Consider the following 20,088-nt stretch of genomic DNA (forward strand, 5'->3'; position numbering starts at 1 on the left):
TCACCTCTCTCGTACCACCACGAATTCGGCGAGTGCGACGAAGTGCTCGCGCACCGTGTCGGGCATGGGGACCTCGTCCAGGGCGGCGAGGGCGGTCGTGTGCTGGCGGCGGGCCTCCTCCTGGGTCCAGGCACGGCCGCCGGCCTCCTCGATCAGGCCGGCGCGGGCGGCGAGCTGGGGCTCGCTCTCCTCGCCGCGCCCGGTGGGGTCGGCCAGCTCCTCGGCGAGCCGGCGCGACGCGGCGCCGCCCTCGGCGAGCGCGGCGGCGACCGGCAGCGACTTCTTGCGCTGGCGCAGGTCGCCCCAGTGCGGCTTGCCGGTGACCTCGGTGGCGCCCCAGATGCCGAGCAGGTCGTCCACCGCCTGGAAGGCGAGCCCCAGGTGGTGGCCGTAGCGCTGGAGGGCGTCCGAGACCCGGTCGTCGGCGCCGGCCAGGACGGCGCCGATCGCCGAGGCGGCGGCGAGGAGCGCGGCGGTCTTGCCGCCCTCCATCTCCAGGCATTCGGCGACGGTGACGCTGTCCCGCTGTTCGAAGGCCACGTCCATCGCCTGGCCGTCGATGAGCCCGCGGGTCGCGGTGGTGAGCAGCCGGACGGCGCGGGCGGCGTCGGTGGAGCTCGCTCCACCGGTGACGGCGGCGTCGAGCAGCACCTCCGTACCGAGCGTCGCCAGGGCGTCACCGGCCAGGATCGCCTGGGCCGGACCGAAGACCGTCCAGGCGGTGGCCCGGTGGCGTCTGGTCTCGTCACCGTCCATCAGATCATCATGGAGCAGCGAGAAGTTGTGCACCAGTTCAACGGCGACCCCGCCGGGTACCCCCACCTCCGCCGGGGCGCCGGTCGCCTGCGCGGAGAGCAGGGCCAGAGCGGGGCGGACGGCCTTGCCGCCGTCCCCCGCGGACGGCGTGCCGTCCCGGTCGATCCAGCCGAAGTGGTAGGCCGCGACGGTGTCCATCGGTGCGGCCAGACGGGCGACGGCGGCCCGCAGCGGTGGGGTGCAGAGCGTACGGCTACGGGCGAGCAGCTCGGGCACCGAGACCGGTTCGGCGTGCGCCGTGCCTCCGACGGCAGTGCCGGTGCTTGACTCCACGTGCGTTCCCTCTCCCTGATGGTGCCGGGCCGCGAAGGGCGGCCGGGCGCTTGCGATGTCGATGAGGCCGGTGAGGCCGGCGGTGGGACCGCCGGATCTCGCGGGGTCGCCGGTGGCGGGGCCCGTGGTCACCTGGGCCACCTCCCGTCGCCGCGGTCCACCGGGATCCTGGTGCCGCCGCCGGCGAGCGCCGCGTCGGCCGCGGCGTGGCCGCTGCGCACCGCGCCCTCCATCGTCGCGGGCCAGCCGGTGGCCGTCCACGAACCGGCCAGCAGCAGCCCGGGGACCTTGGTCCGGGCGTGCGGGCGCAGCGCCGCGGTGCCCGGGGCCGGGTCGAAGGTCGCGGTGCGCTCACGGGTGACGAAGAAGTCCAGCACCTCGGCGCCGCCGGCGGCCGGGAGCAGGCGGGCCAGCTCCGGCAGGTAACGGCGGCGCAGCTCGGCGACCGGCAGATCGATCTCGTCCTGGACGGCGGACTGGGAGACCGCCAGGTACTGGGCTCCGGGGTGCGCCCGGCCCGACTCGGTGCCGGCCAGTCCGGAGTGCGCGGTGCGGTCGAACACCCACTGCACCGGCGAGCCGAGCGCCGCGAAGAACGGGCGGCGCAGCACCGTGCGGTCGTAGACCACGTGGACGTTGAGGATCGGCGCGGTGCCGAAGTCGGCCAGCTGCCGCTGCCCGTCGATGGCGTCGGGCGGCAGCAGGGCGGCAGCGGTGTCCTGGGCGCCGGCCAGGACGACGGTGTCGGCGGTGAGCAGCTCGCCGCTCTCCAGCCGGACGGCGTGCTGAGGCGTGGCCGGCTTGAGCTCCGCGGCACGGGCGCGCAGCAGCACCCGCACGCCGGCGCGCTCCAGCTCGGCGAGCGCCGCGTCGTGGTGGATCGCGCCCAGCGGGACGGCGGCCGTGCCGATGTCGGAGGCGCCCGGGTCGGAGAGCAGCCCGGTCTTGAACACCATCGCGGCCAGCGCCAGCGACACCTGGTCGGCCCGGGCGTTCAGCGTGGCGACGCCGACCAGGTCCCACAGGGCGGCGAGGGTGCGCTCGTTCTGCCCGTTGCGGCGCAGCCACGCGCCGAAGGAGAGCCCGTCCAGCGCCGGGTCGGCGAGGTCCAGGCCCTTCAGGGCGAGCGCGCCGCGGACCACCCGGGCCCGGTCGGCCGGGCCCAGGTGCGGGTACCGGGCGAGGCTGCCGGCCAGGTGCAGCGGAACGGGCAGCCCGGCCCGCCGCAGTCGGCCCAGGGTTCGCACCGGGGCGCCGTCGGGCCCGGAGACGCCCAGGACGGGGACGTCGAGCCGGTCCTGGAGGTGGACCAGCCGGCTCGCCCCGAGCCGGTCGATCAGGCCCCGGTAGGCGGTGCAGCAGCGCAGGTAGACGTGCTGGCCGTTGTCGACGGTCAGCTCGCCGCGCTGGAACGAGAAGGCCAGCCCGCCCAGCCGGGGGCGGCCCTCGACCAGGGTGACCCGGTGGTCCGCCTCGGCCAGCCGCAGTGCGGCGGTGATCCCTGCCAGGCCGCCGCCGACCACGACGGCGGCCGGGCGCGCGGCATCGGCTCGCCCGGTCATCGGCCCTCCCCCTCGCATTCGCTGGACCGCCCGGTGGCGGTCGTTGTGGCCAGCACAGTCGTGGTCAACACGGCTCTACCCATAAGTGATTCCCCGCTGACACAGCGTGACAGAACTGTGGCGAGAATCAAGAACGCCCCCCGGCGAGCCCGGAAAGCGCCACATACGCCTTCTCCCAGCCCGGCAGCGAGACCCGGCCGCGCAGGACCGACTCCGGGTCGGCGGCGATCCGGCCGAGCAGCCGGTGGTAGATCCCGGCCATCGCGGCGGTACAGGCCCGGCTGCGGCGGTCGAGCATCGGCAGCAGCCGCAGGCCCTCCTCGAACGCGGCCTGGGCGCGGGCGGCCTCGAAGGCCACCAGGCCGGTGAAGTCGGCGCCGATCGGCGGCCTGGGCAGCGCGAAGCCCTGCTCGCAGCCGAACCTGGCCAGGTCTTCGGCGGGCAGGTAGACGCGGCCGTTCAGGGCGTCCTCGCGCAGGTCGCGCAGGATGTTGGTGAGCTGCAGCGCCAGGCCCAGGGTGTCCGCGTAGCGGGCACCGCGCTCCGGGTCGTCGCAGCCGTACACGCCGAGCGAGAGCCGGCCGATCGCGCCCGCGACGCAGCGGCAGTAGACCTTCAGCTCCTCGTAGGTCTGGTACTCGGCGCCCTTGAGGTCCATCTCGACGCCGTCGATCAGTTCGTCGAAGCCGCCGAGCGGGATCGGGAAGCGCCGGGCGGCGTCCGCCAGGGCGACCTTGATCGGATCGGTGTCGTCCTCGGCGACCGCCCCGGCGCGGATCTCGCCCAGCAGCCCGCGGGTGCGCAGCAGGGCCTCGGCCTTGCGGTCGGCGGGCAGGTCCCCGTCGCCGATGTCGTCGACCCGGCGGGCCAGGGCGTACAGGGCCGACATGGCCAGCCGCTTGGGCTCCGGCAGCAGACGGATGCCGTAGCTGAAATTGCGCGCCTGTAGCCCGGTGACTGCCTCGCAGTACCGGTATGCCGCCATGACCTGCGCCGACGCCAGTGGTGATGCCGCCACTCGGGCGTTCACCTTCCCTTCGCGAAGATGGCCGCCGCCTTCGCTGCGAGGCGGCGCTTGTCAGGCTTCGCCTGCTGGGCGAGTACGTCGTACCCGGCGGCCTCGATGGCCGCCAGGGCCGCGTAGCCGCCTGCGGTGAATCCCGCCAGGAGCAGTCGAAGCCTCCCCCGAACCGTACCTACCAATGGCGCGCCGTGGTCGAGCAGGGTGCGTGCCCGGTCCGCCTCGAAGGCGATCAGCTCGCGCACCGCGCCGTTCGCGGCGGGGGCGGCGAGCTCCTCCTCGGTGACGCCGAACCGGGTCAGGTCCTCCTCCGGGAGGTAGATCCGGCCCTGGGCGAGGTCCTCGGCGACGTCCTGGAGGTGCTCCACGATCTGGAGGGCGCTGCAGATCTCGTCGGAGAGCCGGATCCGCTCGGGGGTGGAGACGCCCGCGATGGCCAGCACCAGGCGGCCCACCGGGTCGGCGGAGAGCGTGCAGTAGCCGATCAGGTCCTGGTAGGTGGCGTAGCGGGCGGTGGTCTGGTCCACCCGGTTGGCCTCGATCAGGCGGCGGAACGGCTCCGGGGTCAGGCCGTGCCGGTCGACCAGCGGGACGAGGGCGCGCAGCAGGGGGTGGCGGGGGGCCTCGGCGGTCCCGGGGTGCAGGGCGGCCTCGAAGACCCGGTCGAGGTCCCGCTCCAGCCCGTCGAGCAGGGCGAGCCGGAAGGCGGTCTCGGCCGGGCCGGGCTGGGCCGAAGGGGCGGCGGGGGGCTGTTCGGCCACCCCGAGCAGCCGGGCCGCGCCGGCCGGGTCGGCCAGGTCGCCGTCGCCGGCGTCGTCCACCAGGCGGGCGAAGCCGTAGACGGCCATCAGGTCGTCGCGCCAGGCGGCGGGCAGGAAGAACGGGGCGACCGGGAAGTTCTCCGCGGCCGCCTTGTCCAGCGTCACCCCCGTCGAACGGTCCGCTGGTTCACTACTGGGCTGGGCCGAAGCCGACACTGCTGTCACTCCCCCGTTCTACACCGCTCTGGATCACCGGTCCGACTCGGACACGCGTCCGAGTATGGCGTCACGTCCAGCACACAACCCCCGCGTCTACAGCCTGACACCACCCGCCGCGCGGGAGAAGGGCGCCCCGCCCGGCGCAGGGGCGCTCACCCGGCCGGCCGAGGGCCGCCCGGGGGCGTACCGGAGGCGCGCAGACGGCGGGAGGGCCGGTGCCGGGGGTGGTTCCCGGTACCGGCCCTCCCGTACGGGGCCCGGTGGGCGTTACGGGCGCTCGCCGCGCTCGTAGCGGCCCACGACCTCCTCGGTCGGCCCGTCCATGATCAGCTCGCCGTGCTCGATCCAGATCGTCCGCTCGCAGACCTCGCGGATCGAGCTGTTGTCGTGGCTGACCAGGAAGACCGTACCGGCGGCCTTGCGCAGTTCGGTGATGCGGTTCTTGCTGCGCTGCTGGAACGCCTGGTCGCCGGTGGCCAGCGCCTCGTCGATCAGCAGCACGTCGTGGGTCTTCGCCGCCGCGATGGAGAACCGCAGACGGGCGCCCATGCCGGAGGAGTAGGTGCGCATCGGCAGGGAGATGAAGTCGCCCTTCTCGTTGATGCCCGAGAAGTCGACGATGTCGTCGTAGCGCGCCCGCACCTCGGCCGGCGACATCCCCATCGCCAGGCAGCCGAGCACGACGTTGCGCTCGCCGGTGAGCTCGTTCATCAGGGCCGCGTTGACGCCCAGCAGGGAGGGCTGGCCGTTGGTGTAGATGCCGCCCTTCTCGGTCGGCAGCAGACCGGCGATGGCCGCCAGCATGGTCGACTTGCCGGAGCCGTTGGAGCCGATCAGACCGATCGCCTCGCCCTTGTACGCGGTGAAGCTGATCCCGCGCACCGCGTGCACCTCGCGCACGCCGGAGGCGCGCTTGCGGCTGATGATCCGGCTGATCGCGGAGGTGGCGCTGCCCTTGCCGGAGCCCGCGCCGTGCACCCGGTAGACGATGTGCACGTCGTCGACGACCACGGTGGGCTCGCGGGCCACGTCCGCGTCGTTGATCGAGAGGTTCTTGCTCAGGTCGGTGTCAGCCACGGCCGTACTCCTCCTCGGCCTTCCAGAAGAAGACATATCCGATCAGCAGCATTCCGAGCCCCCAGCCGATGCCGTACTTCCACAGGTGGGCCGGCAGTTCCTGGGCGTTGGCGCCGTAGACGTGCTTGTTGTAGATCTCCGGTGCCAGGGCGTGCCGGATGAGGTCCATGTAGACCGAGGCCGGGTTGACCTGCATCAGCGTCTGCCAGAACGGCGGCCAGCTGTCGATCTTGTCCTGGATGCTGTACATCACGCCGGACAGGTACATCCACGCCCGCATCGCGAACGGGATCAGCTGCGAGATGTCACTCGTCTTGGCCCCGATCCGGGACATGATCAGCGCGACACCGGTGTTGAACATCGACTGCAGGAGCAGCGCCGGCAGGACCAGCACCCAGGTGACACTGGGCTTGACGCCGGTGACCAGCACGACCACGACCAGCACGACCATCGAGATCAGCAGCTGCTGCAGCTGGATCACGGTGAAGGCGATCGGCAGCGAGGCGCGCGGGAAGTGCAGCGCGCGGATCAGGCCCAGGTTGTCCGAGATCGCCCGGGTGCCCGACTGCACCGCGCTCTGGGTGAACTGGAAGACGAACACGCCGATGCAGAGCCACGCGACGTACTTCGGGAATCCGTCCTTGTTGTTCAGGATCACACCGAAGACCAGGTAGAACACCGCGCAGTTCAGCAGCGGCGTCACGACCTGCCAGAGCTGGCCGAGCTTGGCGTCGGTGTACTGGGCCACCAGGCGGGCGGTGGCGAAGGCCCAGATGAAGTGGCGCCGGGCCCAGAGCTGCTTGGTGTAGGCGACCAGACCGGGCCGTCTGCCGCTCACCGCCAAGCCGTACTTGTCCGCAAGCTGCTTGGGGGTCAGGCCCGCGTCCGCCCCCCTCGGGGCTGAGAGGCTGACGGGTTCACTCACTGTCGACACATTCGTCCTTCGCGCGGGATCGGGTCGGGGCGGCCGGTCGGCGGGGGTCCGCCGGCCGTGCGCCGAGGGGGATCCACTGGGATCACGGGGGGAATCCGGCCGGTGTGTGGTCACCGGCCGCAGCGATCGGCCGACCGTACGGCAGTACGACCGCCCGATCGACCGGCGGTACGGTCATCGGACGGATCAGATGACCGGTGGCCGGCCCAGCCTGGTCAGTCGCCAAACGGTACGCCATCGCATGGGCCGCCGCGCACCGCACGGTTCGCGCCAGCCCGCCCGGAACCCGCCCCACCAGGCCTTCAGCGCCTCCGGGGAGGGGCGTCGGGCCAGGGTGAGCAGAAACCAGGTTCCCAGGTAGAGAGGCACCAACAGGGCCGGAAGGTTCCGCCTCGCGAGCCAAACCCGGTTGCGGGCCACATTGTGGAAGTACGAGGCGTGCCGGGCGGGCGACGTGGTCGGGTGGTGCAGCACCACGTCGGCCCGGTAGTCGACGGCCCAGCCGGCGTCCAGCGCGCGCCACGCGAGGTCGGTCTCCTCGTGCGCGTAGAAGAACTCGGCGGGCAGCTGGCCGGCCTGCTCGAACACCGTGCAGCGCACGGCGGCGGCGCCGCCCAGGAAGGTGGTCACCCGGGACGAGCGCAGCGGGTCGCCGACGCGCAGCCGGGGCACGTGCCGGCGCTGGGTGACACCGGTGTCGGGGTCGGCGATCCGGAAGCTGACGATGCCCAGCTCCGGATCGGCGGTGAAGGCCTCGCGCAGCAACCGGGCCGAATCGGTGCCCGGCAGCCGGCCGTCGTCGTCCAGGAAGAGGACCGCGTCCACGTCCCGGCCGTCGCGGCCGAACAGCTCGATGCCGACGTTGCGGCCGCCCGGGATGCCGAGGTTCTCCGGCAGTTCGACGGCGCGCACGCCCGCCGGGAGCGGCGGCATCGGGGCGCCGTTGACGACCACGGCCAGCTCGACCTCCGGGCCCTCCTGGGCGCGGACCGACTCGATCAGGGCGTTCAGTTCGGCGGGGCGGTTGCCCATGGTGATGATCACCGCGCCGAGCCGGAAGGTGTCCGCGGCCGGGCCGCTCACCGCGGTCACCGCAGCCTGCTGGAGAGGACGATGCTCAGCAGGTGCAGCACGGTCTGCAGCATGGCGATGGCGGCCAGCACGACCACCGCGAGCCTGGTGAAGAACAGCCCGCCGTGGACGGCGTCGGCGACACCCGCCGCGAGGATGAACAGCGAGGCCTCGACGGCGCCCACCAGCCGGTGGAACTTGAGGAAGGAGGCCGCCCGGCGGGCCTTGGCCACCCCGGACGAGCGCGGCACCGAGGCGCTGTCCTCGACCGCCGTCAGACCGCTGCGGGCGCGGGCCACGTCCACCAGGTCGGTCTCGGACTTGATCAGGATGGCGCCGAGCGCGGCGAGCGTGCCGAGGAAGGCCCACTCCCAGTGCGCCGCGCCGCCCGCCCGGTGGAAGAGGTCGCAGCCACGCAGGCCGAGACCGGTGAGCAGGGCGGCCTCGGACATGTAGTGGCCGACCCGGTCCAGGTAGACGCCGGTGAGCGAGGTCTGCCGGCGCCAGCGGGCCACCTCGCCGTCCACGCAGTCCAGCAGCAGGTAGACCTGGATGAGCAGGGCGCCGAGGATCGCGCCGGTGATACCCGGGACGATCAGCGCGGCACCGGCCAGGACGCCGGTGAACATCATCAGGTAGGTCAGGCCGTTGGGCGTGATCGCCGTCTTGGTGGAGAGCACACGGGTGATCCGCAGTGAGATCTTCCGCATGTACAGGCGGCCGGCCCAGTGCTCGGCGCTGCGGCGCTGGAGCATGCCCTCCGGGTGGATCACCGCGCGCAGTTCCTCGATCGAGGGGCGGCGGGTCAGGTCCACCGGGGGCCGGTCGGGGCCGCCGGCGGAGGGTCCGGTCGGGCGGTCAGCTGTTGACGGCTTGGACATAGTCGGCGTACGCGTCCCTGATTGCGGATGGGGAGAGGTCGAGGTGCTCAAGAATGGTGAAGCGGCCCGGACGGGTGTTCGGAGCGTAGTGCACCGCCTCGGTGAACTCCGCCTCGGTGAAGCCGATCTGAGCGGCGGTCACCGGCAGTCCGTGGTACGCCAGGCGCTCCACGATCAGACCGGTCAGCTCGTGCTCGCCCCGCAGGAAGCTGGCGAAGGCGGCCCCGAGGCCGACCTGTTCGCCGTGCTGGGCGGACCGCTTGGGATACAGCACGTCCAGGGCATGCGAGATCTCGTGGCAGGCGCCCGACGAGGGCCGGGTGCTGCCCGCGATGTTCATCGCGATGCCGGACAGTACCAGGGCTTCCGCGAGGGCTGTAAGGAGGTCCTGGTCCTGGAGGTTTCCGGGATGGCGCAGCAGGTTCTCACCGGCCGAGCGGGCCATCGCGACGGCCAGTCCGTCCACCGGTTCGCCGGTCACGGCCTGGGACAGCTCCCAGTCCGCGCAGGCCGAGATGTTGGAGATGACGTCGCCGATCCCGGCCGCCACGAAGCGCGGCGGGGCCTGCCGGATCACGTCGAGGTCGACCACGATCCCGATCGGGCTGGGCACCCCGTACGAACCCCGGCCGGCGTCGTTGTCGAGCGTGGAGACGGGCGAGCAGATGCCGTCGTGGGCGAGGTTGGTGGCGACCGCGACCAGCGGCAGGCCGACCCGGGCGGCGGCGTACTTGGCGGCGTCGATGATCTTGCCACCGCCGAGTCCGACGATCGCGTCGTAGTGCCCGCCGCGGATCTCGTCCGCCAGCCGCACCGCGCTGTCCAGGCTGCCGTCGTCGACGTTGTACCAGTCGGCGCCCGGCAGGGCCGGCTCCAGCCGCGTCCGCAGCACCGCCCCCGAGCCGTTGCTGATCGCCACCGCGATCCGGCCCGAGGCGGAGAGCCGCTGGTCGGCGAGGATGCCGCCGAGTGTGTCCAGCGCGCCCGGACGGATCTCGACGAAGACCGGCGACGGGACCAGCCTCGTCAGTACTGGCACGCGATCTCCCGCGCCTTCGCCAGGTCGTCGTGGTTGTCGACCTCGACCCAGGACACCTCACCGATCGGCTGCACGTCGATCCGCAGACCGCGGTTCACCATCTCCTGGTAGCCGTCCTCGTAGTACAGCTGCGGGTCGCGCTCGTAGGTGGCGCGCAGCGCGTCGGTGAGGTCGGCGGCGGCGGACGGGTTGATCACGGTGAGGCCGATGTACTCGCCGCTGGCCTCGACCGGGTCCATCAGCTTGGTGATGCGGCGCATGCCGGCGGCCGGGTCGACGACGACCTTCATCTCCTCGTCGGCGAGCTTCTTCACCGTGTCGAGGGCGAGCAGGATGCCCGGCGCGGCGCCCGCCTCGGTGAGGCGCTGGTTGCCCTCCAGCATGGTCCGCTGGACGGAGGCCGGGTGGACGGTGTCACCGTTGGCCAGCAGCAGGCCCTCGGCGAAGAGGTCGCGGGCGCACCAGAGGGAGTAGGCGTTGTTCCACTCCTCGGCCTTGTCGTTCTCGACCAGGGTGAGCCGGACGCCGTACTTCTCCTCCAGCGCCGTCTTGCGGTCGTAGACCGCCTCCTTGCGGTAGCCGACGACGATCGCCGCCTCCCGGAGGCCGACCTCGGCGAAGTTGCGGAGAGTGAGGTCCAGGACGGTCCGCTCCCCGGCGACCGGCACCAGCGCCTTGGGCAGCGTGTCGGTGTACGGGCGCAGCCGGCGGCCGGCGCCGGCTGCCAGAACGAGGCCGATCATGCGGGGTCTCCTGATCCGTCGTGCAGTGCGCTGCTGCGCCTGCTGCCGGGCGGCCTGCTGGGCCGGCCGGGTGGGCGGGCGCGCCGGTGCCGCCGCAGATGCGGGCACCGTGTCGTATGTGATGGTAGGCGACCGGGGCGACCGGCCCGAACGCGGCCGGGGGGCTGCGCGGACGGGGAGCTGCCCTGTCCGCGTGCTCGGAAGCGGTCGGGAACGGTCATGATCGACCTCGTTGTGCGTGGGACCCGTCCGGACCGCCACCCATACGGCAGACTGGAGCATGACGCCGGCACCGGTGCTCCCGTTGCTCCCGAAAGAGGCCTCATGCCCCAGAGTCCGCCGACCGACCCGACGCACTTCACCTCCGAGATCGACACCGGTCTCGACGTGGAGACCGACGTGGAGACCGTGGTGACGGCCGGCCCCCGGGCCTCGGCCGTGGCGGGATCGGGCACCGAGATCCTGCTGGAGCTGGTCGACGACGAGGGCGTCACGACCGGCACCGCCGAGAAGCTCTGGGCCCACCAGCAGCCCGGCCGGCTGCACCGGGCCTTCTCGGTGTTCCTCTTCGACCGCCAGGGCCGGATGCTGCTCCAGCGCCGGGCCCTCTGCAAGTACCACTCCCCCGGCGTCTGGTCGAACACCTGCTGCGGCCACCCGTACCCCGGCGAGCCGCCGTTCGTCGCCGCCGCCCGCCGCACCGCGGAGGAGCTGGGCGCCGCACCCGCGCTGCTCTGCGAGGCCGGCACCGTCCGCTACGACCTGCCGGACGAGACCTCCGGCCTGATCGAGCGGGAGTGGAACCACCTGTTCGTCGGGCTGATCACCGCCCCGGTCGAGCCCGACCCGGACGAGGTCGACGACTTCGCCTTCGTGACCGCGCAGGAGCTGCGCGAGCTGCGGGCCGAGCGCCCGTTCTCGGTCTGGTTCGAGACCGTCTTCGAGGCGGCCCTGCCCGGCATCCGGGAAATCGCCGGCCGCGACTGGTAGCCGGCCGCTACGCGGTCTCCTCCCGGGGGATGGGCAGCGAGGCCCAGACCACCTTGCCGCCCTCCCCCGTCCGTTCCACGTCGCAGACCCCGCCGGCCTGTAGGGTCACGCTCTTCACCAGCAGCAGCCCGCGCCCGCCGGTCCGCCCGGTGTCGCTCTCCAGGGCCTTCGGCCGGTAGGGGTCACCGTCCTCGACCGAGACCCGCACCCAGCCCTCCCGGACCGACAGTTCGGTGGTGACCTCCGGCGAGAGCCGCGCGGCGTGCGTGACCGCGTTGCCGACCAGCTCCGAGACGATCAGCAGCAGGTCGTCCACCAGCTCCTGGTAGCGCACCCCCGCCATGCCCTGGGCCAGCAGCCGGTCGCGCACCGCGTGTCTGGTCCGGGGCACCGACGCCTCCACCGCCGGCACCGGGAACCGCCACACCCCCTCGACGGGCCCGTTCTCCCCGCGTCTCGGCTCGGCCTTCGCCGCCCCGTTGATCTGCTCCACGTCCAGCCGCCCTTCGTCCGCGACGCCGGGAATCAGGCGTTCCGCTCATGGCGCCCTCGGTTCACAGAGGCTAGGAGAGCCGTCCACGGGGACGCGGCTCCGTCGACAACTTGCCCGGGTCGGACCGTTCCCGTCCGGTACCGACCGCCGTCCGCCCCCAACCCGACCGCTTGGTTCACCCGAACCACCGCTTCGCCCCGCTTTCGATCAGGCCCTCGACCCATCCCTCCCAGCCCAGCCGGCCCTGCCGTCCCCATCGGCCCGCACCGAGGAAACGCAGGTGAGAAGCGCTCCAGAACCCTGGTAATGTTCTCTCTGTCGCCGAGGGGGCGAGCAGGAAGACCCCGAAGCACACACCCTGTCCGGGTGGCGGAATGGCAGACGCGCTAGCTTGAGGTGCTAGTGCCCTTTATCGGGCGTGGGGGTTCAAGTCCCCCCTCGGACACAGAGTGATTCCCCGTGGGAGCTCGTAAGAGCACCTGCGGGGAATTTTCGTTTTCCCGGCCTCGTGGCAGTGGCCGTGGCCGTTGTCACAGCCGTCGTCGCGGCAGTCGGCCCGGTTTTCACGGCCGGCCCGGTCGTCGACGCCGCTGCCGACGCCGTCGCCGACGGCCAAGGGCAGTGCGTGGCACGCCCGTTCGGCGGCAGCCCGCCCGTACCACGAAAGCACCCGGGTGGCGGACACAAGATGGCAACAATTGCGCCATTTGAGCTTTATCTGAGGATTTCGCCCGATTTCCCACCATAAGCTGTGTCCGTTTGTCCGGACCTGATGAGACAGAGGACCGATACGTTGAGCGCGCCCGCGCCGAGGACGGCATCCCATACGCATTACCGCCGCTCGCTCGGCACCATCAGCCTCACGGCCGTCGGCCTCGGGTCGATCATCGGCTCGGGCTGGCTGTTCGGCGCCGAGCGCGCCGCGCGCCTGGCCGGACCGGCCTCGATCGTCGCGTGGGTGATCGGGGCAGCGGTGGCGCTGACCATCGCGCTCACCTACAGCGAGCTGGGGTCGATGTTCCCCAAGGCCGGCGGCATGGTGCGGTACGGCCAGTACTCGCACGGCTCACTGGCCGGCTACCTGGCCGCCTGGGCCAACTGGATCGCCATCGTCTCGGTGATCCCCGGCGAGGCCACCGCCTCCGTGCAGTACATGAGCTCCTGGCACTTCGGCTGGGCCCAGGGGCTCTTCAACGGACAGGAGCTCACCGTCAGCGGGGTGGCCGTGGCCGGCGTGCTGCTGGTCGGGTACTTCGCGCTCAACTGGTTCGCGATCACGCTCTTCGCCAAGACCAACACCGCGATCACCGTGTTCAAGGTGGTCGTCCCCACGCTGACCGCGAGCGCCCTGCTGCTGGCGCACTTCGACACCTCGCACTTCCAGGACCACGGCGGCTTCGCCCCGAACGGCTGGAGCGCGGTGTTCACGGCCGTCGCCGTCTCCGGCATCGTCTGGGCGTTCAACGGCTTCCAGTCCCCGCTCAACCTGGCCGGCGAGGCCCGTAACCCCGGCAAGTCGCTGCCCATGGCGGTGATCGGCTCCATCCTGATCGCCCTGGTGATCTACGTCGTGCTTCAGATCGCGTTCCTGGGCGCCGTCCCCACGGCGGACCTCTCCCAGGGCTGGGGCGGCCTCGCCTACACCTCGCCGCTCGCCGACCTCTCGATCGCCTGGGGCCTGAACTGGCTCGCCCTGCTGCTGTACGCGGACGCCTTCGTCTCGCCCAGCGGCACCGGCATGATCTACGCCGCCACCACCTCGCGCATGATCCACGGGGTGCAGGAGAACGGCCACCTGCCGGCCGTCTTCGGCCGGGTGGACCCCAAGACCGGCATCCCGCGCCCGGCGCTGCTGCTCAACCTCCTCATCGCCTTCCTCTTCCTCGCGGTCTTCCGCGGCTGGGGCTCCCTGGCCGAGATCGTCTCGGTGGCGACCGTGATCTCGTACATCACCGGCCCGGTCGCCGTGATGGCGCTGCGCCGGCTCGCCCCCGAGCTGCCCCGCCCGGTCAGGCTCCGCGCGATGCCGGTGATCGCCCCGACCGCCATGGTCTTCGGCTCGCTGGTGCTGTACTGGGCGCGCTGGCCGCTGACCGGCAAGGTGATCCTGCTGATGGCCGCCGGGCTGCCGATCTGGGCCTGGTACGAGCTGCGCAAGCCGTGGGCCGAGCTCAAGCCGCACCTCAAGGCCGGCGTCTGGATGATCGCCTACCTGTTCGTGATGGCCGGGGTCTCCTGGGCCGGCAGCGCGGACTTCGGCGGACACGGCTACCTGCCCGAGGGCTGGGACCTGCTGATCGTCGCCGTGCTCGCGCTGGCCTTCTACCGCTGGGGCCTGCGGAGCGCCTGGCAGAACCCCTCGCTGGACGCCGTCAAGCATGAGCTCACCGCCGAGGGCGGGACGGGCGACACGCCGCACGCCGCCGACGCCACGGAGGGCGCCCGCGCCTGAGCCGCCGCTCCGAACCGCGGTACCCGGCGACGTGCCGGCCGAGCCTCTCGGCCGGCACGTCGCGTTTTCCCGGAGGCGGGGTGGAGGCCTGAACCCCGGGGGGGGAGCAATACGAAATTCGTTGGTCAGAGAGCAATAGCTTCATCATCTTCCGTTCACCGGGACCGGGCTGCCAGCATCGGCGCACCGTCACCGCCCGAGGGAGATGCCATGAACCGCCCCCGTCCTCTGCGTTGTCTGGCCGCGCTGGCTCTGGTGGCCCTGGCGGCCACCGCCTGCGGGCGCTCCGACCAGGGCACCGCTCCGGCTCCGGCCGGGGCCCAGGGTGCCGCCGGAAAGAGCGGCGCCGAGGCGCTGCCCGCGAAATTCAAGCAGGCCGGTGTGCTGAGAGTGGCCACCGCCGTCGGATACCCGCCGATGGAGATGTACAAGCCCGGGACCACCGAGCTGACCGGGGTGGACCCGGACCTGGCCGCGGCGATCGCCGGGCGGCTGGGGCTCAAGCTGGAGATGACCAACGCGTCCTTCGACGGGCTGATCCCCGGCCTCCAGGCCGGCCGGTTCGACCTGGTGATGTCCTCGATGACCGACAGCGAGCAGCGCCGCCAGGCCGTCGACTTCGTGGACTACTTCCGCACCGGCGGCGTCGTGATGACCAAGAAGGACAACCCGGAGGGGATCAAGTCCCTGGAGGACCTGTGCGGCAAGGCCGTGGTCCTCGCCAAGGGCAGCTCCAACCTGGACATCGGCGAGCAGCAGAACGCCAAGTGCGCCACCAAGATGAACATCTCGCAGAGCGAGGACGCCCCGACCGGGCTGCTCCAGCTGGACAGCGGACGGGCGGTGGCCACCATCGTGGACTACCCGGTGGCGCAGATGTTCGTCCAGAAGAACGGCTCCTACCAGGTGCTGCCGGAGCAGTACGGGACGGCGCCGTGGGGCATCGCGGTGGCGAAGAAGGAGAGCGGGCTGCGGGACGCCGTGCAGGGCGCGCTCCAGGAGCTGATCGAGTCCGGTGACTACCGGAAGATCCTGGACCAGTACGAGGTCGGCGGCAGCGCCGTGACCCGCGCCACCGTCAACACCGCCGGGCAGTGAGAACGGCGATGAGCACCGATATGAGAGAAGCCGCGCTCCCTGGCTCCGGCGCCGCGCCGGCTGAGGACGACCTGACCCTCCAGGTGACCGGACGCCCCCGGCCGGGGCGCTGGCTGGCGGTGCTGGCCGCCGCGTTCATCGCGGTCTGGCTGGCCTACACGGTCATCGTCAACCCCAACCTGCACTGGGACATCATCGCCGAGTACCAGTTCGACAGCGTGATCCTGGAGGGGCTCTGGGTGACCGTCCAGCTCACCCTGATCTCGCAGCTGGTCGGCATCGTGATCGGTGTGGTGGCGGCGGTGATGCAGCTGTCCGACAGCCCGGTGCTGCGGATGACGGCCGGCGCGTACACCTGGTTCTTCCGGGGGACGCCGCTGCTGGTGCAGCTGATCTTCTGGTTCAACCTGGCGCTGCTCTTCCCGGAGATCAGCATCGGCATCCCGTTCGACGGACCCAAGCTGGTCAGCTGGCAGTCCAACACCCTGATCACCGGGTTCGTGGCGGCGCTGCTGGGCCTGTCGATCAACGAGGGCGCCTATATGTCGGAGATCGTCCGGGCCGGCATCCAGAGCGTGGACCCGGGGCAGCGCGAGGCCGCCGCCGCGCTGGGCATGTCCAACCCGAAGATCCTCTTCCGGGTGGTGCTGCCGCAGGCGATGCGGGTGATCATCCCGCCGTTCGGCAACCAGTTCATCTCGATGCTGAAGACCACCTCGCTGGTCTCGGTCATCGCCGGCGCCGATCTGATGACCGTCTCCCAGCACCTCTACCTCGCCAACTTCGAGGTGATCGCGCTGCTGGTGGTGGCGTCGATCTGGTACCTGGTACTGACCACCATCGCCAGCGTCGCCCAGCACGCGGTGGAGCGGCGGTTCAGCCCCGGGGTGTCCGCCCGGCCGCTGCGGCGGCGGGTGCTGGGGAACCTCGTACCGGGGCGGACCAGGGCTCAGGGGGCGCCGGGGAAGGCCCTCAGGGCGAAGAAGCCCGCCGCGGCGAACACGGCGGAGAAGACGAAGGGGGCGGACCAGTGACGGTCGCGACGGACGATGACCTGATTCTCTCGGCACGCGGCGTGCGGAAACGTTTCGGCGAAACCGAGGTGCTGTGCGGCATCGACCTGGAGGTCCGCGCCGGGGAGGTGCTCTGTGTGATCGGGCCCTCCGGGTCCGGCAAGTCCACCCTGCTGCGCTGCTTCAACCACCTGGAGAAGATCGACGCCGGGCGGATCGCGGTCAACGGCGAGCTGGTCGGCTACGAGCCGCACGGCAGCCCGGCCGGAGCCAGGCTGCGTGAGCGGCGGCCCCGGGACATCCGCCGCCAGCGCGAGCGGATCGGCATGGTGTTCCAGCGGTTCCACCTGTTCCCGCACCGTACCGCCGTGCAGAACGTGATGGAGGGCCCGGTCGCCGTCAAGGGCCGCAACCGGGCCGAGGCCCAGCAGCAGGCCCGCGAGCTGTTGCGCCGGGTCGGGCTGGCCGACCGCGCCGACCACTACCCGGGCCAGCTCTCCGGCGGCCAGCAGCAGCGGGTGGCGATCGCCCGCGCGCTGGCCATGGAGCCCACGGTGATGCTCTTCGACGAGCCCACCTCCGCCCTCGACCCCGAACTCGTCGGCGAGGTGCTCGGGGTGATGCGCGACCTGGCCCGCAGCGGGATGACGATGATCGTCGTCACCCATGAGATGGGGTTCGCCCGCGAGGTCGCCGACCGGGTGCTCTTCATGGACCAGGGCGCGGTCGTCGAGGCCGGCCGGCCCGACGAGGTGTTCACCGCCCCGCGCCACGAGCGCACCCGGGCCTTTCTCTCGACGGTGCTGTGATGGGGGCGATCGTGGGCATCTCCGACGTGGAACTGCTGGTCCGCGGCGGCACCCTGGTGGACGGCACCGGCGCCGCCGCCCGTCCGGCCGACCTCGCGGTCTCCGGCGGGCGGGTCACCGTCCTGCCGCCGGGCACCGCCGTGGCCGCGGCCCGGACGGTGGACGCCACCGGACGGGTCGTCACCCCCGGCTTCATCGATGTGCACACCCACTCGGACGCGCTGGCCGCACCGGTCGGCGCGCACACGGCCGCGGACGACGACGCCGTCGAGGAGCTGCGGCTGGCCCCGCTGCTCCAGGGCGTCACCACCGAGATCAGTGGCAACTGCGGCAGCAGTCTCTTCCCCGCGCTGCCGCAGCGGCTGCCCGAGCTGGCCGAACACCTGCGGGTGACCTTCGGCATCGGGCCGGTCCGGCCGGCCGAGGACTTCGACGCCTTCGCCGCCGGCCAGCGGCCCGAGCTGCGGCGCAACCACATCGCCTCGCTGGTCGGTCACGGCACGCTGCGCGCCGGGGTGATGGGCTTCGACGCCCGCCCGCCCCGGCCCGAGGAGCTGGCCGCCATGTGCGAACTGCTCGACCGGGCCCTGGCCCAGGGCGCGGCCGGGCTCTCCACCGGGCTGATCTACCCGCCGGGCACCTACGCCGACACCGAGGAGATCGTCGCGCTGGCCAGGGTCGCCGCGCGGCACGGCAAGCCGTACGTGACCCATCTGCGGGACGAGATGTCGCAGGTGGAGAAGGCCCTGGAGGAGGCGCTGGAGATCGCCGAGCGGTCCGGCGCGCCGCTCCAGGTGTCGCACCACAAGACCGCGGGCCGGCACGCCTGGGGCGCGACCCTGCGCACCCTCCCCCGGCTGGAGCAGGCCCGCGCGGACGGGATCGACGTGCTCTGCGACGTCTATCCGTACACCGCGGGCAGTACCGTGCTGCACGCCATGCTGCCGCCGTGGACCAGCGAGGGCGGGGTGGCCGCGCTGCTGGAGCGGCTGCGCCGGCCGGAGGTGCGCGAGCGGATCCGGACGGACATCGCGCAGGGCGTGGCGGGCTGGGAGAACACCGTCGGCAACGGCGGCTGGGACCTCATCGCGGTGGCCGCCGCCCCGGCGCGCCGCTCGGCCGAGGGCCACCGGATCGCCGACCTGGCGGCCGACCGCGGGATCGACCCGGTGGAGTACGTCTGCGACCTGCTGCTGGACTCGCAGGGAGAGGTGACCATCATCAGCCACTCGATGCGCGAGGACGACGTCCGCCGGGTCCTGGCCAGCCCGCTGTCCATGATCGGCTCGGACGGGGTGCCCAAACCCGGCCGCCCGCACCCCCGTTGGGCGGGCAGCTTCGCCCGGGTGCTCGGCCACTACGGCCGCGACGAAGGGCTGCTGCCGCTGGAACTCGCGGTGCACAAGATGACCGGGCTGCCCGCCGAACGGTTCCGGCTGACCGGCCGCGGGGTGATCCGCGACGACGCGGTGGCCGACCTGGTGGTGCTGGACCCGGACGCGGTCCGGGACGCCGCCACCTTCGAGCGGCCGCTGCTGGCACCGGAGGGCGTGGACACGGTCGTGGTGGCCGGGCGGATCGCGGTGCGCGACGGCCGGCCCACCTCGGTGCGGGCCGGAGAGGTGGTGCGGGTCCGATGAGTCTCGCCCAGGTGGCGGCCGCCGCCCGCAGTGCGGCGGCCCTGCCGCTCACCCTCGCCGTCGCCGCCGTGGACGTGGACGCCGTCGGCGAAGGGTTCGGCTGCGGCGGCGGGTTCGACGACGGTGGTGGCGGCTTCGGGGGTGACGGGACGGTCGGCGTGGACGCCGATGTCGTGCTGCCGGTCGCCAGCGCGTCCAAGCTGCTGCTGCTCGCCGAGGTGTCCCGGCGGCTGGACACCGGGGAACTGCACGCCGGCCGGCCGGTGGAGATCACCGACACCGATGTGACGGGCGGCACCGGGCTGCTGCGGCGGCTCGGCCGCCCCGGCTGGACGGTCGAGGACCTGGCCTGGCTCACCGCCTCGGTCAGCGACAACACCGCGACCAACGCGCTGCTGCGGCTGGTCGGCCTGCCCGCCACCGGGCGGCTGGCCCGGGAGCTGGGGCTGGCCCGGCTCACCCTGCACGACCGGGTGCGCGACGAACGCGGGCCGGGCGTGCCGCCGGTGTTCGCCACCGGCACCGCCGGGGACCTCGCCCGGCTGGTCGCGCTGGCCGTGCGCGGCGAGATGGCCTCGCCGGCCGCCTCGGCCCGGCTGCTGGACTGGATGCGGTCCAACACCGACCACGGTCTGGTCCCCGCGCTGATCGACCACGACCCGTACGCGCCCTGCTTCCCCGAGCCGCTGCCGGGCCGCCTGCTGGTGGCCAACAAGACCGGCACCGACACCGGGGTACGGGCGGACGCGGGTGTCGTCGTGGGCGCGCGCCGGATCGCCTACGCGGTGATCGCGCACTGGGACACGGCGCTCGGCCCCAGCACCGAGCGGGCGGCGGTGCACGCCATCCGCGAGGTGGGGCGGGCGCTGGCCGCCTGCGCGCTACGGCCGGTACGGCCTCGCGTCGGGGCGTGAGCCGGGTCGGGGCGCCCCACGTCCCGGCGGGGGTTGCTGAAAGTCCGTCCGCCGGCTGATCGAGTCCGTCAACGGCACCCGCGAAGGCCGGTTCGGCCTCGAACGGCACGGCGGCCGGAGCGTCGGAGGCGTCATCGCCCGGTCGGCCGGAGACCGCCCGGCGGCGACCCGGGCGGTCCGGCACGACCGCGCCACCGGCCGGCTCGTCACCGGTTCACTGACCGCCCACGACCGCGGTCCGGCGTCGGAGTTGCTCGTCCAGTGCTGTGACCGCATGGGTTC

At 72.5% G+C, this 20,088-nt stretch carries 18 protein-coding genes and 1 tRNA gene; 8 read left to right on the forward strand and 11 right to left on the reverse strand.

The features are described from left to right. From ACIP82_RS00280 to ACIP82_RS00325, 10 genes are all read right to left on the reverse strand, one after another. The gene (locus tag ACIP82_RS00280; protein ID WP_400649247.1) at positions 1–1,089 is read right to left on the reverse strand and encodes a polyprenyl synthetase family protein; all 1,089 of its coding nucleotides are present in this window, start codon (positions 1,087–1,089) and stop codon (positions 1–3) included. Positions 1,090–1,217: 128 nt separating this feature from the next. Then, the gene (gene hpnE / locus ACIP82_RS00285; protein ID WP_363611726.1) at positions 1,218–2,651 is read right to left on the reverse strand and encodes a hydroxysqualene dehydroxylase HpnE; all 1,434 of its coding nucleotides are present in this window, start codon (positions 2,649–2,651) and stop codon (positions 1,218–1,220) included. 127 nt (positions 2,652–2,778) lie between these two features. Then, positions 2,779–3,636, reverse strand: coding sequence for a presqualene diphosphate synthase HpnD (hpnD, locus tag ACIP82_RS00290; protein WP_363611789.1), 858 nt, complete (start codon positions 3,634–3,636; stop codon positions 2,779–2,781). Positions 3,637–3,677: 41 nt separating this feature from the next. Beyond that, positions 3,678–4,598, reverse strand: coding sequence for a squalene synthase HpnC (hpnC, locus tag ACIP82_RS00295; RefSeq protein WP_363611724.1), 921 nt, complete (start codon positions 4,596–4,598; stop codon positions 3,678–3,680). 321 nt (positions 4,599–4,919) lie between these two features. Continuing rightward, positions 4,920–5,729 (reverse strand): ABC transporter ATP-binding protein, encoded by an 810-nt coding sequence (locus ACIP82_RS00300; RefSeq protein ID WP_363611722.1) that lies wholly within the window; start codon positions 5,727–5,729, stop codon positions 4,920–4,922. Beyond that, positions 5,722–6,663, reverse strand: a complete 942-nt coding sequence (locus ACIP82_RS00305) for an ABC transporter permease (protein ID WP_400649252.1) — start codon at positions 6,661–6,663, stop codon at positions 5,722–5,724. The genes ACIP82_RS00300 and ACIP82_RS00305 overlap by 8 nt, the downstream gene beginning before the upstream one ends. A gap of 186 nt (positions 6,664–6,849) precedes the next feature. Continuing rightward, positions 6,850–7,695 carry a glycosyltransferase gene (locus ACIP82_RS00310; RefSeq protein WP_363611787.1) on the reverse strand — a complete coding sequence of 282 codons (846 nt, stop codon included), beginning with the start codon at positions 7,693–7,695 and terminating at the stop codon, positions 6,850–6,852. Between the two features lie 56 nt (positions 7,696–7,751). After that, a complete protein-coding gene (locus ACIP82_RS00315) occupies positions 7,752–8,489 on the reverse strand; it encodes a CDP-alcohol phosphatidyltransferase family protein (RefSeq protein ID WP_400650278.1) in 738 nt (245 codons plus the stop codon). A gap of 103 nt (positions 8,490–8,592) precedes the next feature. Beyond that, complete coding sequence (locus ACIP82_RS00320) at positions 8,593–9,654, reverse strand: iron-containing alcohol dehydrogenase family protein (RefSeq protein WP_400649253.1); 1,062 nt, start codon at positions 9,652–9,654, stop codon at positions 8,593–8,595. After that, positions 9,642–10,397 carry a phosphocholine cytidylyltransferase family protein gene (locus tag ACIP82_RS00325; protein WP_363611716.1) on the reverse strand — a complete coding sequence of 252 codons (756 nt, stop codon included), beginning with the start codon at positions 10,395–10,397 and terminating at the stop codon, positions 9,642–9,644. Before ACIP82_RS00325 ends, ACIP82_RS00320 begins: the two co-directional genes overlap by 13 nt. 324 nt (positions 10,398–10,721) lie before the next feature. On the opposite strand from ACIP82_RS00325, the gene idi reads away from it, so the two are divergent. Beyond that, positions 10,722–11,387: an isopentenyl-diphosphate Delta-isomerase gene (gene idi / locus ACIP82_RS00330; protein ID WP_400649256.1), complete on the forward strand. Its 666-nt coding sequence runs from the start codon at positions 10,722–10,724 to the stop codon at positions 11,385–11,387. 7 nt (positions 11,388–11,394) lie between these two features. Here idi and ACIP82_RS00335 read toward each other — a convergent pair whose 3' ends face one another. After that, on the reverse strand, positions 11,395–11,880 hold the full coding sequence (locus ACIP82_RS00335) for an ATP-binding protein (RefSeq protein ID WP_400649257.1): 486 nt from the start codon (positions 11,878–11,880) through the stop codon (positions 11,395–11,397). Between the two features lie 360 nt (positions 11,881–12,240). Between ACIP82_RS00335 and ACIP82_RS00340 the strand changes: the two genes are divergently transcribed. The 7 genes from ACIP82_RS00340 to ACIP82_RS00370 all read left to right on the forward strand — a co-directional run bounded on the left by ACIP82_RS00340 (position 12,241) and on the right by ACIP82_RS00370 (position 19,806). Continuing rightward, a tRNA-Leu gene (locus ACIP82_RS00340) sits at positions 12,241–12,325 on the forward strand. A gap of 348 nt (positions 12,326–12,673) precedes the next feature. Next, entirely contained in the window at positions 12,674–14,332 is a 1,659-nt protein-coding gene (locus tag ACIP82_RS00345) for an APC family permease (RefSeq protein ID WP_363611712.1), read from the forward strand. 210 nt (positions 14,333–14,542) lie between these two features. Next, entirely contained in the window at positions 14,543–15,430 is an 888-nt protein-coding gene (locus tag ACIP82_RS00350; RefSeq protein ID WP_363611710.1) for an ABC transporter substrate-binding protein, read from the forward strand. 8 nt (positions 15,431–15,438) lie between these two features. Further along, positions 15,439–16,464: an amino acid ABC transporter permease gene (locus ACIP82_RS00355; protein ID WP_400649261.1), complete on the forward strand. Its 1,026-nt coding sequence runs from the start codon at positions 15,439–15,441 to the stop codon at positions 16,462–16,464. A 23-nt stretch (positions 16,465–16,487) separates the two neighbouring features. Further along, positions 16,488–17,252, forward strand: coding sequence for an amino acid ABC transporter ATP-binding protein (locus tag ACIP82_RS00360; protein WP_363611780.1), 765 nt, complete (start codon positions 16,488–16,490; stop codon positions 17,250–17,252). After that, positions 17,252–18,892 (forward strand): amidohydrolase family protein, encoded by a 1,641-nt coding sequence (locus tag ACIP82_RS00365; RefSeq protein ID WP_400649264.1) that lies wholly within the window; start codon positions 17,252–17,254, stop codon positions 18,890–18,892. Before ACIP82_RS00360 ends, ACIP82_RS00365 begins: the two co-directional genes overlap by 1 nt. Continuing rightward, positions 18,889–19,806, forward strand: coding sequence for a serine hydrolase (locus ACIP82_RS00370; RefSeq protein WP_363611704.1), 918 nt, complete (start codon positions 18,889–18,891; stop codon positions 19,804–19,806). The genes ACIP82_RS00365 and ACIP82_RS00370 overlap by 4 nt, the downstream gene beginning before the upstream one ends. Positions 19,807–20,088: the final 282 nt, after the last annotated feature.

The sequence above is a fragment of the Kitasatospora sp. NPDC088548 genome (assembly GCF_044753005.1).
GTDB lineage: Bacteria > Actinomycetota > Actinomycetes > Streptomycetales > Streptomycetaceae > Kitasatospora.

Excerpts from the sequence above, each read along its gene's own strand:
- ACIP82_RS00355 (WP_400649261.1), top strand. The coding sequence starts at position 15,439 with ATGAGCACCGATATGAGAGAAGCCGCGCTCCCTGGCTCCGGCGCCGCG.
- ACIP82_RS00370 (WP_363611704.1), top strand. The coding sequence starts at position 18,889 with ATGAGTCTCGCCCAGGTGGCGGCCGCCGCCCGCAGTGCGGCGGCCCTG.
- ACIP82_RS00350 (WP_363611710.1), top strand. The coding sequence starts at position 14,543 with ATGAACCGCCCCCGTCCTCTGCGTTGTCTGGCCGCGCTGGCTCTGGTG.
- ACIP82_RS00365 (WP_400649264.1), top strand. The coding sequence starts at position 17,252 with ATGGGGGCGATCGTGGGCATCTCCGACGTGGAACTGCTGGTCCGCGGC.
- ACIP82_RS00310 (WP_363611787.1), bottom strand. The coding sequence starts at position 7,695 with ATGGGCAACCGCCCCGCCGAACTGAACGCCCTGATCGAGTCGGTCCGC.
- hpnD (WP_363611789.1), bottom strand. The coding sequence starts at position 3,636 with ATGGCGGCATACCGGTACTGCGAGGCAGTCACCGGGCTACAGGCGCGC.
- ACIP82_RS00325 (WP_363611716.1), bottom strand. The coding sequence starts at position 10,397 with ATGATCGGCCTCGTTCTGGCAGCCGGCGCCGGCCGCCGGCTGCGCCCG.
- hpnE (WP_363611726.1), bottom strand. The coding sequence starts at position 2,651 with ATGACCGGGCGAGCCGATGCCGCGCGCCCGGCCGCCGTCGTGGTCGGC.
- ACIP82_RS00315 (WP_400650278.1), bottom strand. The coding sequence starts at position 8,489 with ATGCTCCAGCGCCGCAGCGCCGAGCACTGGGCCGGCCGCCTGTACATG.
- idi (WP_400649256.1), top strand. The coding sequence starts at position 10,722 with ATGCCCCAGAGTCCGCCGACCGACCCGACGCACTTCACCTCCGAGATC.